The following is a 16,079-nucleotide window of genomic DNA, read 5'->3' on the forward strand; positions in this document are numbered from 1 at the left end:
CCCACACCCGCTTGTTAATAGATGACCCACAAAAAACAAAAAAAAACCCCCCGGCGGGGGCCCCCACCCCCCCCCCGGCGGGGGGCGCCGGGGGGGCCCCCCCCCCCACGGCGGGATGGCGACTCGCGGGGTCAGACCGCGGGCAGACTCGGCAGCGCCGGGGTCGGCAGTGCGGGAGTCGGCAGTGCGGGGGTGGGCAATGCGGGGGTGGGCAGTGCGGGAGTCGGCAGGGCAGGGAGCGGCGGCAGACCGGGCAGGCTCGCCGTGGGCAGGCCACCGCCGAGGACCACGGCGACGACGAAGTTGACGAGGCCCGTCAGCACGGCCGTGGCCGCGGGCACCACCTTGGTCGCGTCGCCCGAGGTGGCCGCCGCGACGAGCGTGTCGACCGCCTTCTGGAGGGCGGCGAGCGCGTCACCCGCGAGGTCCCGCGCGGCCGGGGCGCGCGAACCCTTGTCGCGCGGCGCCTTGTTGTCCTGCTCCTCGGCGCTCTTCTTCACCGAGGGCAGCGTGGGTACGGCGGGCAGCGCCGGCAGGGTGGGCGTCGACACGGCCGGCGGGGTGACCGGAACGGCCGCGCCGGCCTTGGCGATCGCGTCCTTCACGGCCTGGGCGAGCTTCGCCGCCTGGTCGGCGGAGAGCTGGCCGTTCTCTGCCTTGAGCACGGCGTTGAGCAGATCGGTGACCGGGGCGAGGACACCGGCTATGTCGGCCAGCGACTTCACCTGCGCCAGCAACGCGTCCGCGCCGGGGACGGGTGCCGACGCACGCGTGTGACCACGCGCCGAGTCGCTGTCGGCCGCCAGCGCGACCGGCCCGGATATCCCGAGCAGGAGCGAGGCACAGAGTACTGAGGACGCGAGGCGCCGTGCGGGCAGAGCACGCATGGAGGTTCCCTTCGATGGTGCGTCGGATCTTGCTGCCCACCGTGGAAGTACCGGTCGCCGTCTGCAACTGATCGAACGCACCCTGTAGCAACGCGGGCCCCCTGTCATCGCCGTCTTCCCTGGTGGGAAGCCACGCCGGGCCCTCTCGACCCCTTCCCTCCATTCGAGGGCGCCCTACCTCCATTCGGGCCGACGCGGACCGGCCGCCCTCCCGTTGGGAAGGACGGCCGGCGGAAGGGTCCGGTCTGACGTCAGTCGTTGGCGCATCGGTTGCCGAACCCGGGGTTCAGCAGGCCGACCACGTCGACGGTGTTCCCGCAGAAGTCGACGGGGACATGGATCGGCACCTGCGCGGTGTTGCCCGACAGGACACCCGGCGAGTGGGCGGCCGCGCCGTGTGCGTCGCTGTCGGCGGCGGCGATGCCGGCGGTGCCCGCCATGGCGGCGGCGGCAACGGAGGTCAGGGCCAGGCCCTTCGCGATACGCGACATGGAGAAGTGCTCCTTGGAGTTGTCCTACCGCCGGGCGGGATGCCCGGCGCTGGAATCAACGCGCGGCACACGCGCGGGTTGTGCCTCCAAAGGAGTGATCCCACGACCACCGGACTTCACTATTCCGACACACTTGTGAGGTTTCTCCGAATTAATACGGATAGCGACTAGAGTCGGCCACCTCCTGAGGCTGCTTGGCATCAGACGCCGGAATCAGATCCGCAGATTTCCGTCCGTCCGCAGGTCCCGAACCTTTTCTCCCGAAAGGGCAACGCCGGTCATGCGTCATTCCCCGGGCCCGCTGCCGCGCCGCGCGACGGCGTACGAGAAGCGGACGGAGCCACCGCGGCACCTGACCCTGTTGATCGAACGCGCGCCCGCCCACTCGAACACTCTCAGCCGCGACTCCGACCTCCTCGATCTCGGGAGTGAAATCCGAGGCAGGGGTGACCAGTTGGGCGTCCGGCTCGTTTCGCAGCGGGACGCGGCCTGGGTCGGAGCGCTGCTCGCCGCCGTCGACGCGCAGCAGTGACGCGCGCCCGTGAGCGCAGCCCGTTAGCGAGGAACCCGCGCATGCACCTGCCATCGACCGACCCCCCACGGGTCCTGCACCTCACCCAGCCGGTCGACGGCGGAGTCGCCCGAGTGCTCACCGACCTGGTGAAGGCACAGCTCGCCGACGGAGCGCACGTCACGGTGGCCTGCCTGCGGGACAGCGACCTCGCGCACACGCTGCGGGCCCTGGGCAGCGACGTACGGCACTGGTCCGCGACGCGTGCGCCGGGTCCGCGACTGGCACGGGAGGTGCGACGGCTCGCCCCGGTCGTCGCGCGGGCGCGGCCCGATGTGGTGCACGCGCACAGTGCCAAGGCGGGGCTCGCCGGGCGGCTGGCCGTGCGCGGCCGGGTGCCGACCGTGTTCCAGCCGCACGCCTGGTCCTTCGAGGCGGCCGACGGGGCCACAGCGGCCCTCGCGCTGAAGTGGGAGCGGTGGGGGGCGCGTTGGGCGTCCCGGGTGGTGTGTGTGAGTGAAGCGGAGCGTACGACCGGCGTGCGCGCCGGTATCAGGGCCCACTGGGCCGTGATCCCCAACGGCATCGACACCGAGCACTTCCACCCGGCGGCCGTGGCGGCCGTACGGGCCGGAATCCCCCTGCTCACCCACGCCGGGGGCGATCCGGCGGCTCCGCTGGTCGTCTGCGTCGGGCGGCTGTGCCCGCAGAAGGGCCAGGACGTCCTGCTGGAGGCCTGGCGGACGGTGGTCCGTCAGCTGCCGGGCGCCCGGCTTGTGCTGGTCGGCGACGGGCCGGACACCGGGCGCCTGCGGGCCACGGCGCCCGAGGGAGTCCTGTTCGCCGGGGCGGCCCCCGACGCCCTGCCCTGGTACCAGGCCGCCGATCTGGTGGTGCTGCCGTCCCGCTGGGAGGGCATGGCGCTGGCCCCGCTGGAGGCCATGGCCTGCGGGCGCCCGGTCGTGCTGACGGACGTGGACGGCGCCCGGGAGAGCCTGCCGCCGGGCCTCGACACCCACTGTCTGGTCCCCGCGCGGGCACCGGCCCCGCTGGCCCGGGCGATCTGCGCCCTGCTCACCGATCCGCCGCTGCGCGCGTCACTCGGGCACCAGGGGCGCCGCCACGTACTGGCCGCGCACGACGTACGGCGCGCCACCGCCGCGGTCGCGGAGGTGTACCGCGAGCTGCTCGCCCCGGCGTCCGGCGCGCACGCCGCGAGCGGAGAACACACCGAGTACAGGGAGTCCAGCCACACGTGACTGCGGAAAGCACCGTTCCCTCCCCCGGCGGACAGCCCCGGGAGTACGGATTCTCGCCCGTCTCGGTCATTCCTCCGCGCGGGGCCGACGAGGGCTTCAGATTCCCGGCCGGACGACGGCCGCCCTCCGCGCGCCACCTCGTACGCCACCTCGCGCGGCGCTCCGTCTCGCGCGGCGCGCCGCTGCCGTTGCTCGTCGCGGACGGCGGCGCCGCGCTGCTCGCCGCTCTGGCGCTCGCCGAGGTCCGGCCGCACGCGCCGCTGGTCGCCGCGCTGGTGCTCGCCGTCCTCACGCTGAGCGCGCATGCGGGCCTGTACCGCCCCGCGCCGGTGCCCGCCGTACTGGACGAACTGCCGGTCGTCTGCGCGCGGATCGCGGTGACGTGGTGCGCCCTCGCGGCCCTGGCGACGGCGCTCGTCCCTGCCACCGCGCTGTCCGCGCGCACGCTGGCGGCGGGCTGTGTGCTCCAGTCGGCGGTGAGCTGCGCGGGCCGCGCCGCGGTGTACTGGCGGCTGCGCAGGGCCCTCGTCCTACGTCCGAGCGCCGCGCTGGTGATCGGCCCCGCGGCGACCGGGCGGCGGGTGGCCGCGGCGTTACTTCGCCATCCTCGCTACGGGCTGCGGCCGGTGGGCGTCGTCGCCGACCAGGCGGCCGGGTCCGACGGGCTGCCGGTCCTGACCACCGGCGAGGAAGTGCAGCGGGCCCTCATCCAGAACGGCGTGCGCGCCGTGCTCGTCGTGGAACCGCGCCGCGAACACGGCCCCCTGCTGCGGGCGTTGGCCGAGGCGGGCTGCACGCTGTGGCAGCTCGACGCGGACTCCCCGTCGCACACGGCGGACTCCTCCTCGCACAAGGCCGGGAGCAGCCGGCTCGCCGGGTTCTCCTGCGAACGGATCGACGTCTCACGGCGTCACGGGAACCTCGCCAAACGGCTCCTCGACATCGTCGTCTCCGGGACGCTGCTCCTGCTGGTCAGCCCGCTGCTGCTGATGTGCGCGGCGGCACTGCGGCTGAGCGGCGGGCCCGGCGTGGTCTTCCGGCAGGAGCGCATCGGCAAGGACGGGCGGCCCTTCACCCTGCTGAAGTTCCGCACCCACCGCCCGGTCGACGCACACGAGGCCGCGACCCGCTGGAGCGTCGCGGACGAGCGGGAGATGGGCCGCTTCTGCCACTTCCTGCGCCGCTCCTCGCTCGACGAACTGCTCCAGCTCTGGAACGTCCTGAGGGGCGACATGAGCCTGGTCGGCCCCCGCCCCGAACGTCCCTACTTCGTCGGCAAGTTCAGCCAGACCTACCCCGGCTACGCGGCCCGCCACCGGATGCGGACCGGCATCACGGGCCTGGCCCAGATCCACGGTCTGCGCGGCGACACCTCCATCGAGGACCGCTGCCGGTTCGACAACGCGTACATCGACGACTGGTCGCTGTGGCAGGACATCTGCATCCTGCTGCGCACGGCCGCCGCGCTCGTCCGTCCGACGGGAAGCTGAGCCGATGAGCCAGACGCTGCCGGTTTCGCCGCTCGCCCCGCTGACCGCCGCGCTCCGGCGCGCGCTGCCCGTCCTGCCCGTCGTCGCGGTGATCGCCCTGCTCGGACTGCCGGTCGCGCCGGACACCGAGGGCGGCGCGAACCTCGCGGACGCCATGTCCGCCCTGGCCGTGGTGTGCTGCGCGGTACGTCTCGTACGGGCCCGTCGGCGCCCCCTGTCCCGTACCGCCGCGGTGGTCCTCGGACTCCCCGTGGTCGGCATCGCGATCTCGGCGGCCGGGGCGGCGAGCCCCGGGGCCGGGATCACCGGGCTCGCCCGCTATCTGCAGATCTTCGTGCTGGTCCCGGCGGCCGTCCTGCTGTCGGTGCGCGACCGCCGCGACTTCCGGCTGCTCGCCTGGTCGTTCGTCGGTCTCGCGCTGTGGCAGGGGGCCGTCGGGGTGCACCAGTACGTCACCGGGACCGGGGCCACGTACATGGGCGAGGACATCCGGGCCGTGGGCACCTTCGGGCCGACGGACGTGATGGGCATGGCGACCGTGGTCGCGTTCGGGCTGGTGTGCGCGGTGGCGCTGGCGCTCGGGCCGGTCACCGCGCGGCAGCGGACGGCCGCCCTGGTGTGCGTGCCGGCGCTGCTGCTGCCGCTCGCGCTGTCGTTCAGCCGGGGCGCGTGGATCGCCACGGTGGTCGCGTGCGGCGCCCAGGTGGTGCTGGCGGGTCTGCGGCGCGCGGTCAAGGTGGGCGTCGCGGTGGCCGCCGCCGGCGTCGTCCTGGTGGGCGGGTTCGGTATCGGCACGATCATGCTCCAGGAGCGCATCGACAGCATCACGCAGGTCACCGACGCCCCGGACCAGTCCGTCGTCGACCGGTACACGATGTGGGCGGCGGCCGTCGACATGTGGCGCGACCACCCGCTGACCGGCGTCGGGCTGAAGGCCTTCCCCGACCAGCGCGACGGCCACGCCTCGCTCGCGCTCTCCTCGGGCAGCGACATCGGGGGCGCGGGCTCCGCCTACCGCAGACAGCCGCTGCTGTCGCCGCACAACATGTACCTGCTCGTCCTCAGTGAGCAGGGCCTGATCGGGCTGCTCGCCCTCGCGGGCGGCTGGGCGGCCCTCCTGGTGTGCGCGCTGACCGGGCTGGCCAGGGTACGGCGGACCCCGTCGGGCCTCGACTGCGCGCTCGTCGGGTGCGGGCTGCTCGTCTGGCAGTTGTTCGACTTCGTGTACGCGGACATCGGCGGGCCTTCCACCGTGCTGACGGCCGTGGTCTTCGGGCTGGTGGCGTGGTGGGCGCTGATGGATCCGGCCTCACCGGTGTCCCCCTCGTCGATGTCCCGCTCGTCGCGGTACCCCTCGCCTGAGGAGGCCGCGGCGCGATGACGGTGAAGCCTCCCCGGGCGACTGCCGGTCGCGACGCCGGTCCCCGGGCCGACACCAAGGCCCAGGCCGGTTTCGAGGCCGGTGTCGAGCCCGGACACGAGCCTGATGTCGAGCCCGGATACGAGGCCGGTTTCGAGCCCGGCGGCGCACTCGTACTGCCCTCCGCTCGCAGCGCTCCCCCCGCATCCGGCACACGCCTCACATCCGACCCGCGCGCCACACCCGACCCGCCCCCAGAACCCCCGGACTCCCCGCCCCACCCAGGCTCCCCGGACTCCCCGAATCCCCCAGAACCCTCCTCCAACCGCTTCCTCGCCAGGGCCGCCCTCGTCACCATCGCCCTGTCCATCGCCGGGGCCCTGCTGGGCCTCGGCCGCGACCAGGCCCTCGCACACCTGTTCGGGGCCGACTCCGACACCGACGCCTTCCTGGTCGCCTGGACCGTGCCGGAGTTCGCGGCGACGCTGCTGATCGAGGACGGCCTCGCCTTCGTGCTCGTACCGGCGTTCAGCATGGCGGTGGCCCAGCGCGCCCGGGGATCCGTCGGCGACCCGGTCCGAGCCCTGGTCGCCGCCACCCTGCCCCGTCTGACGCTCGCCTTCATGGCCACCGCAGCCCTCCTCATCGCCGGAGCCCCCTACCTGGTCGAAGCCCTCGCACCCGGACTGCCCGACCCCCATCTCGCCGTCGACTGCACCCGGTTGACGGCCACCTGTGTCCTGAGCTTCGGGCTGGCCGGCTACTGCAGCGCGGCGCTGCGGGCGCACCGCAGGTTCGTCGCGCCCGCGGCGATCTACGTCGCGTACAACACCGGCATCATCACGGCGATGTTCGTGCTCGGCGGGCGCTGGGGCGTGCGCGCGGCGGCCCTCGGGGTCGCGGTGGGCGGTGCGCTGATGGTGGTCGCGCAGGCTCCCTCCCTGTGGCGGCAGCTCGGCCGACGCGGCGCGGCCGGGAAGGAGGCGGGCCTCGAGAGGATCGAGGCCGCCCGCCCGATGGACCTCACCCTCGTCATCACCGTCCTGCTCTTCGCCCTGGTCCGTCAGTCCCAGGTCCTGATCGAACGCTTCCTGGCCTCCTCACTGCCCGCGGGCGCCATCTCGCACCTGAACTACGCGCAGAAGGTCGCGCAGATGCCGATGGTGCTCTCGCTGATGCTGTGCACCGTCACCTTCCCGGTGGTGGCGCAGGCGATGGCCGAGGGCGACACCGCGCGCGCCCGCAGCCGGGTGGAACACGATCTGGCCGTCGTCTCCTGCACGGTGCTGCTCGGCGCGGCGGCGGTCATCGCCTGTGCGCCGCAGATCATCCAGCTGCTGTTCCAGCGGGGCGCGTTCACCCCCCAGGACACCGCGGCCACCGCCGCCGTCATGCGCGTGTACGCCCTCGGGCTGCTCGGCCACACCCTGGTGGGCGCGCTGGTCCGCTCGTACTTCTCCTCGGGGCGGCCCACCTGGTACCCGCTGTTCGCGATGACCGCGGGGATCATCGCGACCTCCTGGATCGGCGCGCTGACCGTCGGCTCCTGGGGGGTGTGCGGGATCGCGGCGGCCAACGCGGGCGGCATCACCCTCAGCGCCCTGCTCCTGCTGTACGGCATGGGCCCGCGCAGTGTGCCGATCCGCACCCGGCTCGTGGTCGCCGAACTCGGCAAACCGGTGCGCGCGGCGCTCGTCGCCGCCGCCGCGGGGACTTTCTGCGCGAGCCGTGTGCACTCCCCCCTGCTCGGTCTCCTCACCGGCGGCACGGTCGTGACCGTCGTGTTCGCCCTACTGGCCTGGGCCCTGCGGGTCCAGGCCCTCGCACCCGCCCTCCGTTCCGTCACACGAAGGCTCCCGCATGTCCGTTTCCGCTGACAGCACCCACGGCATCAGACGTACCGGCAGCAGACGTACCGCCGGCGTCAGACGTACCGGTACCGGCTCCGTCGACGCGACCCCCTGGGTGGCGATGTACCACTCCGTGGGCGACTGCTTCGACGACCCGTACCGCATCACGGTCTCCCCGGACCGCCTCGACCACCAGCTCGGCTGGCTGCGGCGCCGCGGCCTGCGCGGGGTGAGCGTGTCCGAGCTGCTCGCCGCCCGTGCGCGCGGTGGGGGCAGGGACCTGGTCGGTCTCACCTTCGACGACGGGTACGCCGACTTCGTCGAGGCCGCCCTGCCCGTCCTGCGCCGGCACGACTGCGGCGCGACCCTCTTCGTCCTGCCCGGCCGGCTGGCCGGCGAGAACGCCTGGGACCCGCTCGGCCCCCGCAAGCGCCTGCTCGACAAGCGGGGCATCCGGCTGGCCGCCGCCTCCGAGGGCATCGAGATCGGCTCGCACGGGCTCACCCACGTCGATCTGACGCGGGCGGACGACGCTCTGCTGCACGCCGAGGTCGCCGAAAGCAGAGCAGTGCTCTCGGAGTTGATCGGTGCTCACATCCAGGGCTTCTGCTACCCGTACGGAACGGTCGACCAGCGGGTCGTCGACGCCGTACGCGACGCGGGATACACCTACGGCTGCGCGATCGACCCCGGCCCGCTGACCGGCCCGTACGCCCTCCCCCGCGTCCACATCGGCCAGAACGACAGCTCCGTACGCCTGCTGTTGAAGCTCAAGCTGCACCGGCTGCGGCGCAGGCCGGTCGAGGGGGCCTGATGAAGGCCCTGCACATCATCACCGGCCTCGGCGTCGGCGGCGCGGAGCAGCAACTGCGCCTGCTCCTGCGCCACCTGCCCGTCGAGTGCGACGTCGTCACCCTCACCAACCCGGGCGCGGTCGCCGACGGCCTCATCGACGACGGCGTCCGTGTCGTCCACCTCGGCATGACCGGCAACCGCGACCTCGCCGCCCTCCCCCGCCTGGTGAAGCTGATCCGCGCGGGCGGCTACGACCTCGTCCACACCCACCTCTACCGGGCCTGCGTGTACGGCCGGATCGCCGCCCGCCTGGCCGGGGTGAAGGCCGTCGTGGCCACCGAACACTCCCTCGGCGACTCCCAGATGGAAGGCCGCAGGCTGAGCGCGGGCGTCCGCGCCCTGTACCTGGCCAGCGAGCGCCTCGGCCACGCCACCGTCGCCGTCTCACCGACCGTCGCCGACCGGCTCCAGCGCTGGGGCGTGCCCGGACCCCGCATCGAGATCGTGCCGAACGGCATCGACGTCGCCCGCTTCCGCTTCGACCCGGTGCTGCGCGAACGCACCCGCCGCCGCCTCGGACTGCCGGAGGGCGCGTACGTCGTCGGCGGCGTCGGAAGACTCACCGCGGGCAAGCGGTTCGACATCCTGATCCGCGCGCTGGCCGAACTGCCCCGCACCTACTGGTTGCTGCTGGTCGGCGGCGGCGCCGAGGAGAGCGTGCTGCGGCGGGCGGCGCACGACGCCGGGGTCAGGGACCGGGTGCTGTTCACCGGCGAGCGCCCCGGCGGCGGCCTCCCGGGCGCCGATCTGCCCTCGCTGACAGCGGCCATGGACGTCCTCTGCTCGCCCTGCGCCGAGGAGGCGTTCGGACTCGCGGTGGTGGAGGCGATGGCGGCCGGGCTGCCCGTGCTCTACGTCTCCTGCCCGGCCGTCGAGGACCTGCCGCCGAGCGCCGCCCGGGGGGCCCGCCGGGTCCAGGGCGGCGCCGACTCCTTCGTACGAGCCCTCCTGCGGGTCCGCGCGGAGGGCCCCGGGCCGCGTTCGGTACCGGACGCCGCCCACCACTACTGCATCACCCGCAGCGCCGCACAGCTCATGGACGTGTACGCGGCCGCCGTCTCCTGCACCTCTCTGGGAGTGAGTTCCTCATGACCGAAAATCCCACCCGGCAGCACCGCCCGTCCGGACCCTCCGGCCCGTCCCTGCCCTCAGGTTCGACGCGCGCGGCCTTCGCCCGCGGGCGGGTCGTGCCGCCGTGGTCACTGCTCGCCGCCGGCGTCCTTCTCGGGGGCGCGCTCGGGGGCGCGTACGGCGTCCTCAAGCCCCCGACGTACACGGCGACGAGTTACGTCATCGCCGTCCCGACCGAGAAGTCGGACCCGGCGTCGGCGCTCGGCTTCGCGCAGGCGTACGGCCGGGTCGCCACGCAGCTCGCGGTGCTCGGGGACGCGCAGGTGTGGGCCGGAGTGCCGGTGCGGACGCTGGAGCAGAGCGTGCAGACGGCGACCTCGCCCGACGCGCCGATGGTCGCGGTCTCCGCCACCTCCTCGCGCCCGGATCTCGCGGCCGACATGGCCAACGCCGTCGCGCGCGCCCTGACCCGGCACGCCAACGACACCAAGAGCAGCACCCACGTGGAACTCCAGCAGTTCTCCCGCGCGCCGAAGCCGACCACCGCCTCCTCGCCCTCCCCGAAAGTGACCGGTCTGGTCGGCGCGAGCGCCGGCGGGCTGCTGGGCGGTCTGGTCCTGCTGGTCCGTCCCCGGCGCACCGCGGACCCCGCGCTCCAGGCCTCCGTACCGAGCCCGGCCACCGCCGCCGACGGACACGGCCCACGGTGAGCGGGGCGCTGCGGACCGGGGTACGCGCGACCCGGACATCATTGCGGTCCGAAGTCGTCATTGACGAAGCGGAGTTCGCCGCGCTCGCCCCGGCCTGGGGACGTCTGTACGACCGGTGCGCCGCCGCCACCCCGTTCCAGAGCCACGCCTGGCTGCACTCCTGGTGGCTGTCGTACGGCTCCCCCGGCCGCCTGCGGCTGGTCCTGGTCCGCGAGGGCGGCGAACTCCGCGCGGTCGCGCCCCTGATGCGCGCACACCGTCCGCTGCCCGTGCTCGTCCCGCTCGGCGGGGCGATCTCCGACTACGCCGACGTCCTCATCGACGACGGAACCGACGACGAGCACACCGACCGCGCCGCCGCGGCACTCACCGAGGGCCTGTCCGCGGTCGCCCGCACCGCGCTGATCGACTTCCGCGAGGTACCGCCCGGCGGCGCGGCGGAGCGGGTCTACGAGCGCTGGCGCGGACCGCGCCGCCGGGTCCGGGACTCCCTGTGCCTGGAACTGCCCGCCGCCTCCATGGACGACCTCGTCGGTCGGCTGCCCTCGTCCAAGGCCCAGCGCGTCCGGGCCAAGCTGCGCAAGCTCGCCTCGCTCGGCATCGAGCAGCGGGACGTCCCGCACGACGAGGTGGACGCGGCACTGCGCCGGCTGCTGGAACTGCACCGACTCCAGTGGCAGGGCAGGAAGGTGACGGCCGAACACCTCCAGGAGCGGTTCTCCGAGCATCTGGTGCGGTCGGTGGGCCCGATGGTGCGCTCCGGGGACGCCGTGGTCACCGAGTTCCGGCTCGACGACACCGTGATGGCCGTGGACCTCACGCTGCTGTCACGACGCCTGGCGGGCGGCTATCTGTACGGGGCCCACCCGGAGCTGCGGGAGCGCAAGGCGGACGTGGCGGTGATGCTGCTCAACGCCTGCGCCCGGCACACCGAGGGCGGCGGACGCGGAACGCTGAGCCTGCTGCGCGGCGACGAGCCCTACAAGCACCACTGGCGCCCGGAACCCGTGGTCAACCAACGGCTGCTGCTCGCCCGGCGACGTACGGCGCCGCTGATGTCGGCGGTCCTCTGCGACGTCGCCGCGCGCGGCCGGGGCAAGGAGCTGATCCACCGGTGGAAGGAGCGGGCTGGAGGTGGTACGGACGCCGGCGCCGACGGTGGCAGTGGTGGCGGTGGCGGCAGGCCGTGAGGGGCCTGCCGCCGGGCCGGTGTCACCGGGTGCGCGACCACCAGTCGAAGCGCAGACAGAGCTTCCCGCCGAGCCAGTACTCCACCCAGTCGCCCAGGTCCAGCGGCGAACAGTTGGGCGGCACCACCGGCGTGGGCACGGGAGTCGGCACGGGGGTTGGTACAGGCGTCGGTACGGGGGTTGGCACAGGCGTCGGTACAGGTGTCGGTACCGGCGTCACGGGTGTGGGTACGGGTGTCGTCGGCTGCGGTGTGGGGTCGGTGCGGCCGAAGAGCACCGCGCGGTACACCTGGGACGCCCTCGGGTTCTGGTGGCACTGCCAGACGCCGTGCGGGCAGTAGTCGGTCAGCGTGTTGTACAGCGGTTTGTGGTCGTCCATCCACGCGAGCATGCGTTTCATGTACGCCGCGTTGTCGCCGTTGCGGAAGAGACCCCATTCGGGATAGGAGATGGGTTTGCCGTGGGCTTTGGCGAAGTCCACGTGCTCCTGAAGGCCGTACGGCTCGTTCACCTCCTCGTCGAATGACAGCCCCCGCGGCTGGTCGTACGAGTCCATGCCGACGATGTCGACCGTGTCGTCCCCGGGATAGCACTGCGTCCACGGAACGGCGTCCCGGCCGCGGCTCGGGGCGAAGTCGAACCGGAATTTCTGGCCCGGCACCGAACGCATGGTCGTGACGATCCTGTTCCAGTACCTCTTCCACGCCTCCGGGTCCGGCCCGCAGCGATGGGTGTAGGTGATGCCGTTCATCTCCCAGCCGAGGACGATGACGGTGTCCGGAACCTCCAGCTCGACCAGACGCTGGGCGAGGGTGCGGAAGTGCCGGTCGAACGCGCCGGCGGCACCCTGCTGCAGCAGCATCCGGACCTCGGCGTCGGAGACGTTCTCCTCGTTGCGCTCCATCATCGGCACGTTGAGGACGAGCATCCGGTCCTTCCGCTCGCGCCGCCAGTCCGCCCAGACGTCGAGGAAACCGGGCGGTCCTTCGATGTTGCTCCAGCGATCGCCCGGCAGGTACGTGTGCGCGACACGGAGTTGGGCGCCGCCCAGCCACTGGCTGAGCTGGGCGATCCGGGCCACACCCCGGGGGCCGTAGTCGAGGTAGGCGCCGAACGCGGAGAGCGGCTCGGCGGGTTTGGGCGCGGGTCTCGTCGGCGTCACGGCGGTCGTCGGCGTCGCGGGTGTCGGCGGTTCGGTGGGCGTGACGGGTACCGGCACCGGTGGTGTCACGGGCGTGGTCGCGGACGGTGTCACCGAGGCCGGAGTCGGGGATGTGGGTTTCACCGTCGTCGTCGGTGTCGGGGCCGTGGGCGGTGTCGGCTGTGTGGGCGGTGTCGGCGTCACCGTCGTCGGTGTCGGCGCCGGGGGGTCGGTGGCCCGCGGCGCACCGCCGACGGCGTGTCCGGGACCGGCCGCCAGGGCGACCGAGACGACGATGCCGGCCGCGACGACAGCCGGCCTTCCGCTTCGGGGCCGTTGTTTTCGTGGGGCCATGCCTGCTCCCCTCTCCACTCTCATAGCTCCGACTGCGCCGACTCCCATGGCTCGGACGCGTTTTCCGTCAGTTGTTCATACTTTTCCCTCTACTGACACTCAGTCATATGAAGTCGAATCCCGCCAACCGAGGCCGCGTCCTTTGATCCCGATGGATGACGCGAGCCCGGGTGCCGGGCGCGATGAGGCGTCCGGCACCCAGAGGGTCGTACTAACGACGGGACGCGGCTCGGCCTCGTCGGTACAGCACTGTCCCGCCGAGCAGCAGTGCGGCGCTGGCGGCCGAGGCCGCGAGCACGTTCTCACTGCCGGTGTGGGGCAGGGTGGGCGGGTACCCGGGGGGAGTGGAGGGCGGAGCCGTCGGCGGCGTCGTGGGGGGCGTCGTCGGCGGGGTGGTGGGAGGTGTCGTCGGCGGCGTCGTGGGGGGCGTCGTCGGCGGGGTGGTGGGTGGAGTGGTGGGTGGTGTCGTGGGAGGCGTCGTCGGCGGGGTGTCGCCGTAGCCGGGACCGTTCTCGCACTTGTTGCCGAGCGGCGGGTTGAGCGCGGCGATCACGTTGACGGTGTCGCCGCACGCGTTCACCGGCACATGCACCGGGAGCTGAATGATGTTGCCCGACCCGACACCGGGCGAGCCGTTCGCCTCGCCGTACGCCGAGGCGCCGCCGTGCGTCGAACCGGAAGGCCCGCCGTACGCCGAGGAGTCGGAGGGACCGCCGTACGGGCCCGGCTCCTCGCCGTAGTCGCTGTCCGAGAAGCCGGAGCCGTAGCCGGAGGCGCTCTCGTGGGGGGCCGGCTCCTGCGACGCCTGCGAACCCTCCGAAGCCTCCGAACTCTCCTTGCTCTGCGACCCGCGTGAACCCGAGCCGTTGGCGCAGGAGTTCCCGAAGGCCGGGTTGAGCGCGGCGATCACGTTGACGGTGTTGCCGCAGGCGTTCACCGGCACGTTCACCGGGAGCTGAACGGTGTTGCCCGACGCCACGCCGGGCGAGTCCGACGCGCCGCCGTGCGCGTCCGCGTCGGCGAACACGGGGGTGCCGTACAGAGACAGGATGCCCGTCGCAGCCGCGGCCACGACCATTCCCCTACTCAGGGTCTGTCGCAATCTCGTTGTCTTCCTGCTTGAAGAAGTAAGGAAAGCCGGCCTTGGAGCCGAAAGGGCGCCCAAGGCCGGCCAGGACACAGCCTGGAAGGCTGCCGCGTTGCGCGTCAGTCGGTCACGCAGGCGCCGCCGAACGTCGGGTTCAGCAGGGCGATGACGTCGACCGTGTCGCCGCACAGGTTGACGGGAACGTGCACGGGGACCTCGACCACGTTGCCGGAGAGGACACCCGGAGACCCGACGGCGGCGCCCTCGGCACCGGCGTCCGCGAAGGCCGGGGCGGCCATCCCCAGGGTCATGATCGCGCCGGCGACGACAGCAGCGCTCTTCTTGTGCTTCACGTACTTTCCCTTCTCTGCGGTCATGCCCCTATGACGGCCGAAACCGAGCGAGCACAGCTTGAACGGCTCGCACCATGACCTGCAGGCTGTAAACGAGGGATAGACGTCGGAAGAAACTACAGAACGTGTGCGGCTTGGTAATTCACTCGAATCGCCCCGCATTCGAATCAACACCGAAGCTTCACACGAACCCACGAGGAGAAACGCTTCCCTTGAATAATCCGCCGATATGACGCCGAAGAGCTCGGGCCCCGCCGCGTGCTGCGCGGGGGCCCGAGCTCTTCAGGCGAGGAAAAGGGCGACGGTCAGCGGTTGCCCCTGCCGTTGCCGGACACGACCGGGATGTCGTCCACGAGGTGCGACAGCGGCTCGTCGCCCTTGGCCTGGGTCGAGTTCTCGGCGCACTGCTGGTTCTGCGGGGCCGACAGGATCGGGACGTCCTGGACGGTGATCGGGACGGCGCCGAGGAGGGAACCGGCGTTCACCTTGGCCGGCAGGCCGACACAGAGCTTGTTCAGCGTGCCCTGCGCCAGGCTGAGCTGGGGGCTCATCTTGCCCTTGGTCACGGAGTTGCCGAACGCCTGCTTGGCGTCGTTCCCGCTGACCGACGTGGTGCCGTTGCCGTCGCCGATGGCAAGCGCCTGGGGCGCGGCCGCCGCCGAGACACCGACGACGGAAGCGGCGACCGCCGCCGCGGCCATTGCCTTCTTGAACATTTCTCGGTCCTTTCCTGGCAGAGACACATGTTCCTGCTCTCGCACTCAACCAGGCGGCCCTGGATTGGTTGCGGCGATTCACCCGAACGGCCCGTTCACCGGTGGGGAATTCACGGGAATCCTTAGGAACTCACGGGTCGCGGAATCACTCTTCGATGTGGGCCATCGGAGTGAACCGGAGCAACCATGCGCGTCCGCGGCAGTTGACCATGACGCTCCGGTGGACGGGGTTTCTCCAGAAGGGACTAGCTAGTGATCAAGAAGGTTATGGCCGCCGCGGCGGTCGCCGCTTCCGTCGTCGGCGCTTCCGCTGCCGCCGCGCCGCAGGCGCTGGCCATCGGAAACGGCGGTGGTACGACGTCCACCAGCGGCAACGGCGCCGAGCAGTCGTTCGGCAACTCGGCGACCTTCGGCAAGATGAGCCCGCAGATGGCGCTCATCCAGGGTTCGCTGAACAAGCCCTGCATCGGCCTGCCCGTCAAGGGCAACGTCGGCTCCGTCCTCGGCGCCGTCCCGATCAGCGTGCAGGACATCCCGATCCTGTCGGCCCCGCAGAACCAGCAGTGCGTCGAGAACTCGACCCAGGCCAAGGGCGACGAGCCGCTGTCGCACATCCTGGACCAGATCCCGGTCCTCTCGGGCAACGGCACCAACAACCGCTAGTAGGACTCCGTTAGGTTGCTCTGGCTCTGAGGTTCTGGCTGGTGGGGGATGTTCTGGGCAGGGGGCGGTGGCAGGTGGTGCAGGTGCCGGT

General features: G+C 72.3%; 16 protein-coding genes. 10 read left to right on the top strand and 6 right to left on the bottom strand.

Annotated elements, in window-relative coordinates:
* Positions 1-131: 131 nt before the first annotated feature.
* Positions 132-887 carry a hypothetical protein gene (locus tag ACIRA5_RS08210; protein ID WP_403688522.1) on the bottom strand — a complete coding sequence of 252 codons (756 nt, stop codon included), beginning with the start codon at positions 885-887 and terminating at the stop codon, positions 132-134.
* A 251-nt stretch (positions 888-1,138) separates the two neighbouring features.
* Positions 1,139-1,378, bottom strand: a complete 240-nt coding sequence (locus ACIRA5_RS08215; RefSeq protein WP_403688525.1) for a chaplin — start codon at positions 1,376-1,378, stop codon at positions 1,139-1,141.
* A gap of 280 nt (positions 1,379-1,658) precedes the next feature.
* Between ACIRA5_RS08215 and ACIRA5_RS08220 the strand changes: the two genes are divergently transcribed.
* The 9 genes from ACIRA5_RS08220 to ACIRA5_RS08260 all read left to right on the top strand — a co-directional run bounded on the left by ACIRA5_RS08220 (position 1,659) and on the right by ACIRA5_RS08260 (position 11,674).
* The gene (locus tag ACIRA5_RS08220; protein WP_403688527.1) at positions 1,659-1,910 is read left to right on the top strand and encodes a hypothetical protein; all 252 of its coding nucleotides are present in this window, start codon (positions 1,659-1,661) and stop codon (positions 1,908-1,910) included.
* Positions 1,911-1,951: 41 nt separating this feature from the next.
* Positions 1,952-3,148 carry a glycosyltransferase family 4 protein gene (locus ACIRA5_RS08225; RefSeq protein WP_403688530.1) on the top strand — a complete coding sequence of 399 codons (1,197 nt, stop codon included), beginning with the start codon at positions 1,952-1,954 and terminating at the stop codon, positions 3,146-3,148.
* Positions 3,145-4,638 carry an exopolysaccharide biosynthesis polyprenyl glycosylphosphotransferase gene (locus tag ACIRA5_RS08230; RefSeq protein ID WP_403688533.1) on the top strand — a complete coding sequence of 498 codons (1,494 nt, stop codon included), beginning with the start codon at positions 3,145-3,147 and terminating at the stop codon, positions 4,636-4,638. The genes ACIRA5_RS08225 and ACIRA5_RS08230 overlap by 4 nt, the downstream gene beginning before the upstream one ends.
* 4 nt (positions 4,639-4,642) lie before the next feature.
* On the top strand, positions 4,643-6,019 hold the full coding sequence (locus ACIRA5_RS08235) for an O-antigen ligase family protein (protein ID WP_403688535.1): 1,377 nt from the start codon (positions 4,643-4,645) through the stop codon (positions 6,017-6,019).
* Entirely contained in the window at positions 6,016-7,875 is a 1,860-nt protein-coding gene (gene murJ, locus ACIRA5_RS08240) for a murein biosynthesis integral membrane protein MurJ (protein WP_403688538.1), read from the top strand. The genes ACIRA5_RS08235 and murJ overlap by 4 nt, the downstream gene beginning before the upstream one ends.
* Positions 7,876-7,969: 94 nt before the next feature.
* Entirely contained in the window at positions 7,970-8,662 is a 693-nt protein-coding gene (locus ACIRA5_RS08245; RefSeq protein ID WP_403688655.1) for a polysaccharide deacetylase family protein, read from the top strand.
* Positions 8,662-9,795, top strand: a complete 1,134-nt coding sequence (locus tag ACIRA5_RS08250) for a glycosyltransferase (protein WP_403688540.1) — start codon at positions 8,662-8,664, stop codon at positions 9,793-9,795. The genes ACIRA5_RS08245 and ACIRA5_RS08250 overlap by 1 nt, the downstream gene beginning before the upstream one ends.
* Positions 9,792-10,484: a lipopolysaccharide biosynthesis protein gene (locus ACIRA5_RS08255; RefSeq protein WP_403688542.1), complete on the top strand. Its 693-nt coding sequence runs from the start codon at positions 9,792-9,794 to the stop codon at positions 10,482-10,484. The genes ACIRA5_RS08250 and ACIRA5_RS08255 overlap by 4 nt, the downstream gene beginning before the upstream one ends.
* A 41-nt stretch (positions 10,485-10,525) precedes the next feature.
* Complete coding sequence (locus ACIRA5_RS08260; RefSeq protein ID WP_403688545.1) at positions 10,526-11,674, top strand: GNAT family N-acetyltransferase; 1,149 nt, start codon at positions 10,526-10,528, stop codon at positions 11,672-11,674.
* A 22-nt stretch (positions 11,675-11,696) separates the two neighbouring features.
* Here ACIRA5_RS08260 and ACIRA5_RS08265 read toward each other — a convergent pair whose 3' ends face one another.
* The 4 genes from ACIRA5_RS08265 to ACIRA5_RS08280 all read right to left on the bottom strand — a co-directional run bounded on the left by ACIRA5_RS08265 (position 11,697) and on the right by ACIRA5_RS08280 (position 15,325).
* Entirely contained in the window at positions 11,697-13,169 is a 1,473-nt protein-coding gene (locus ACIRA5_RS08265) for a glycoside hydrolase family 26 protein (RefSeq protein WP_403688548.1), read from the bottom strand.
* 211 nt (positions 13,170-13,380) lie between these two features.
* The gene (locus ACIRA5_RS08270; RefSeq protein WP_403688658.1) at positions 13,381-14,247 is read right to left on the bottom strand and encodes a chaplin; all 867 of its coding nucleotides are present in this window, start codon (positions 14,245-14,247) and stop codon (positions 13,381-13,383) included.
* Positions 14,248-14,375: 128 nt separating this feature from the next.
* Positions 14,376-14,633: a chaplin gene (locus tag ACIRA5_RS08275; protein ID WP_403688550.1), complete on the bottom strand. Its 258-nt coding sequence runs from the start codon at positions 14,631-14,633 to the stop codon at positions 14,376-14,378.
* Between the two features lie 281 nt (positions 14,634-14,914).
* Positions 14,915-15,325 (bottom strand): rodlin, encoded by a 411-nt coding sequence (locus ACIRA5_RS08280; RefSeq protein WP_403688553.1) that lies wholly within the window; start codon positions 15,323-15,325, stop codon positions 14,915-14,917.
* Between the two features lie 252 nt (positions 15,326-15,577).
* Between ACIRA5_RS08280 and ACIRA5_RS08285 the strand changes: the two genes are divergently transcribed.
* Entirely contained in the window at positions 15,578-15,988 is a 411-nt protein-coding gene (locus ACIRA5_RS08285; protein WP_403688554.1) for a rodlin, read from the top strand.
* Positions 15,989-16,079: the final 91 nt, after the last annotated feature.

It is taken from the genome of Streptomyces sp. NPDC096311, assembly GCF_044763085.1.
GTDB lineage: Bacteria > Actinomycetota > Actinomycetes > Streptomycetales > Streptomycetaceae > Streptomyces.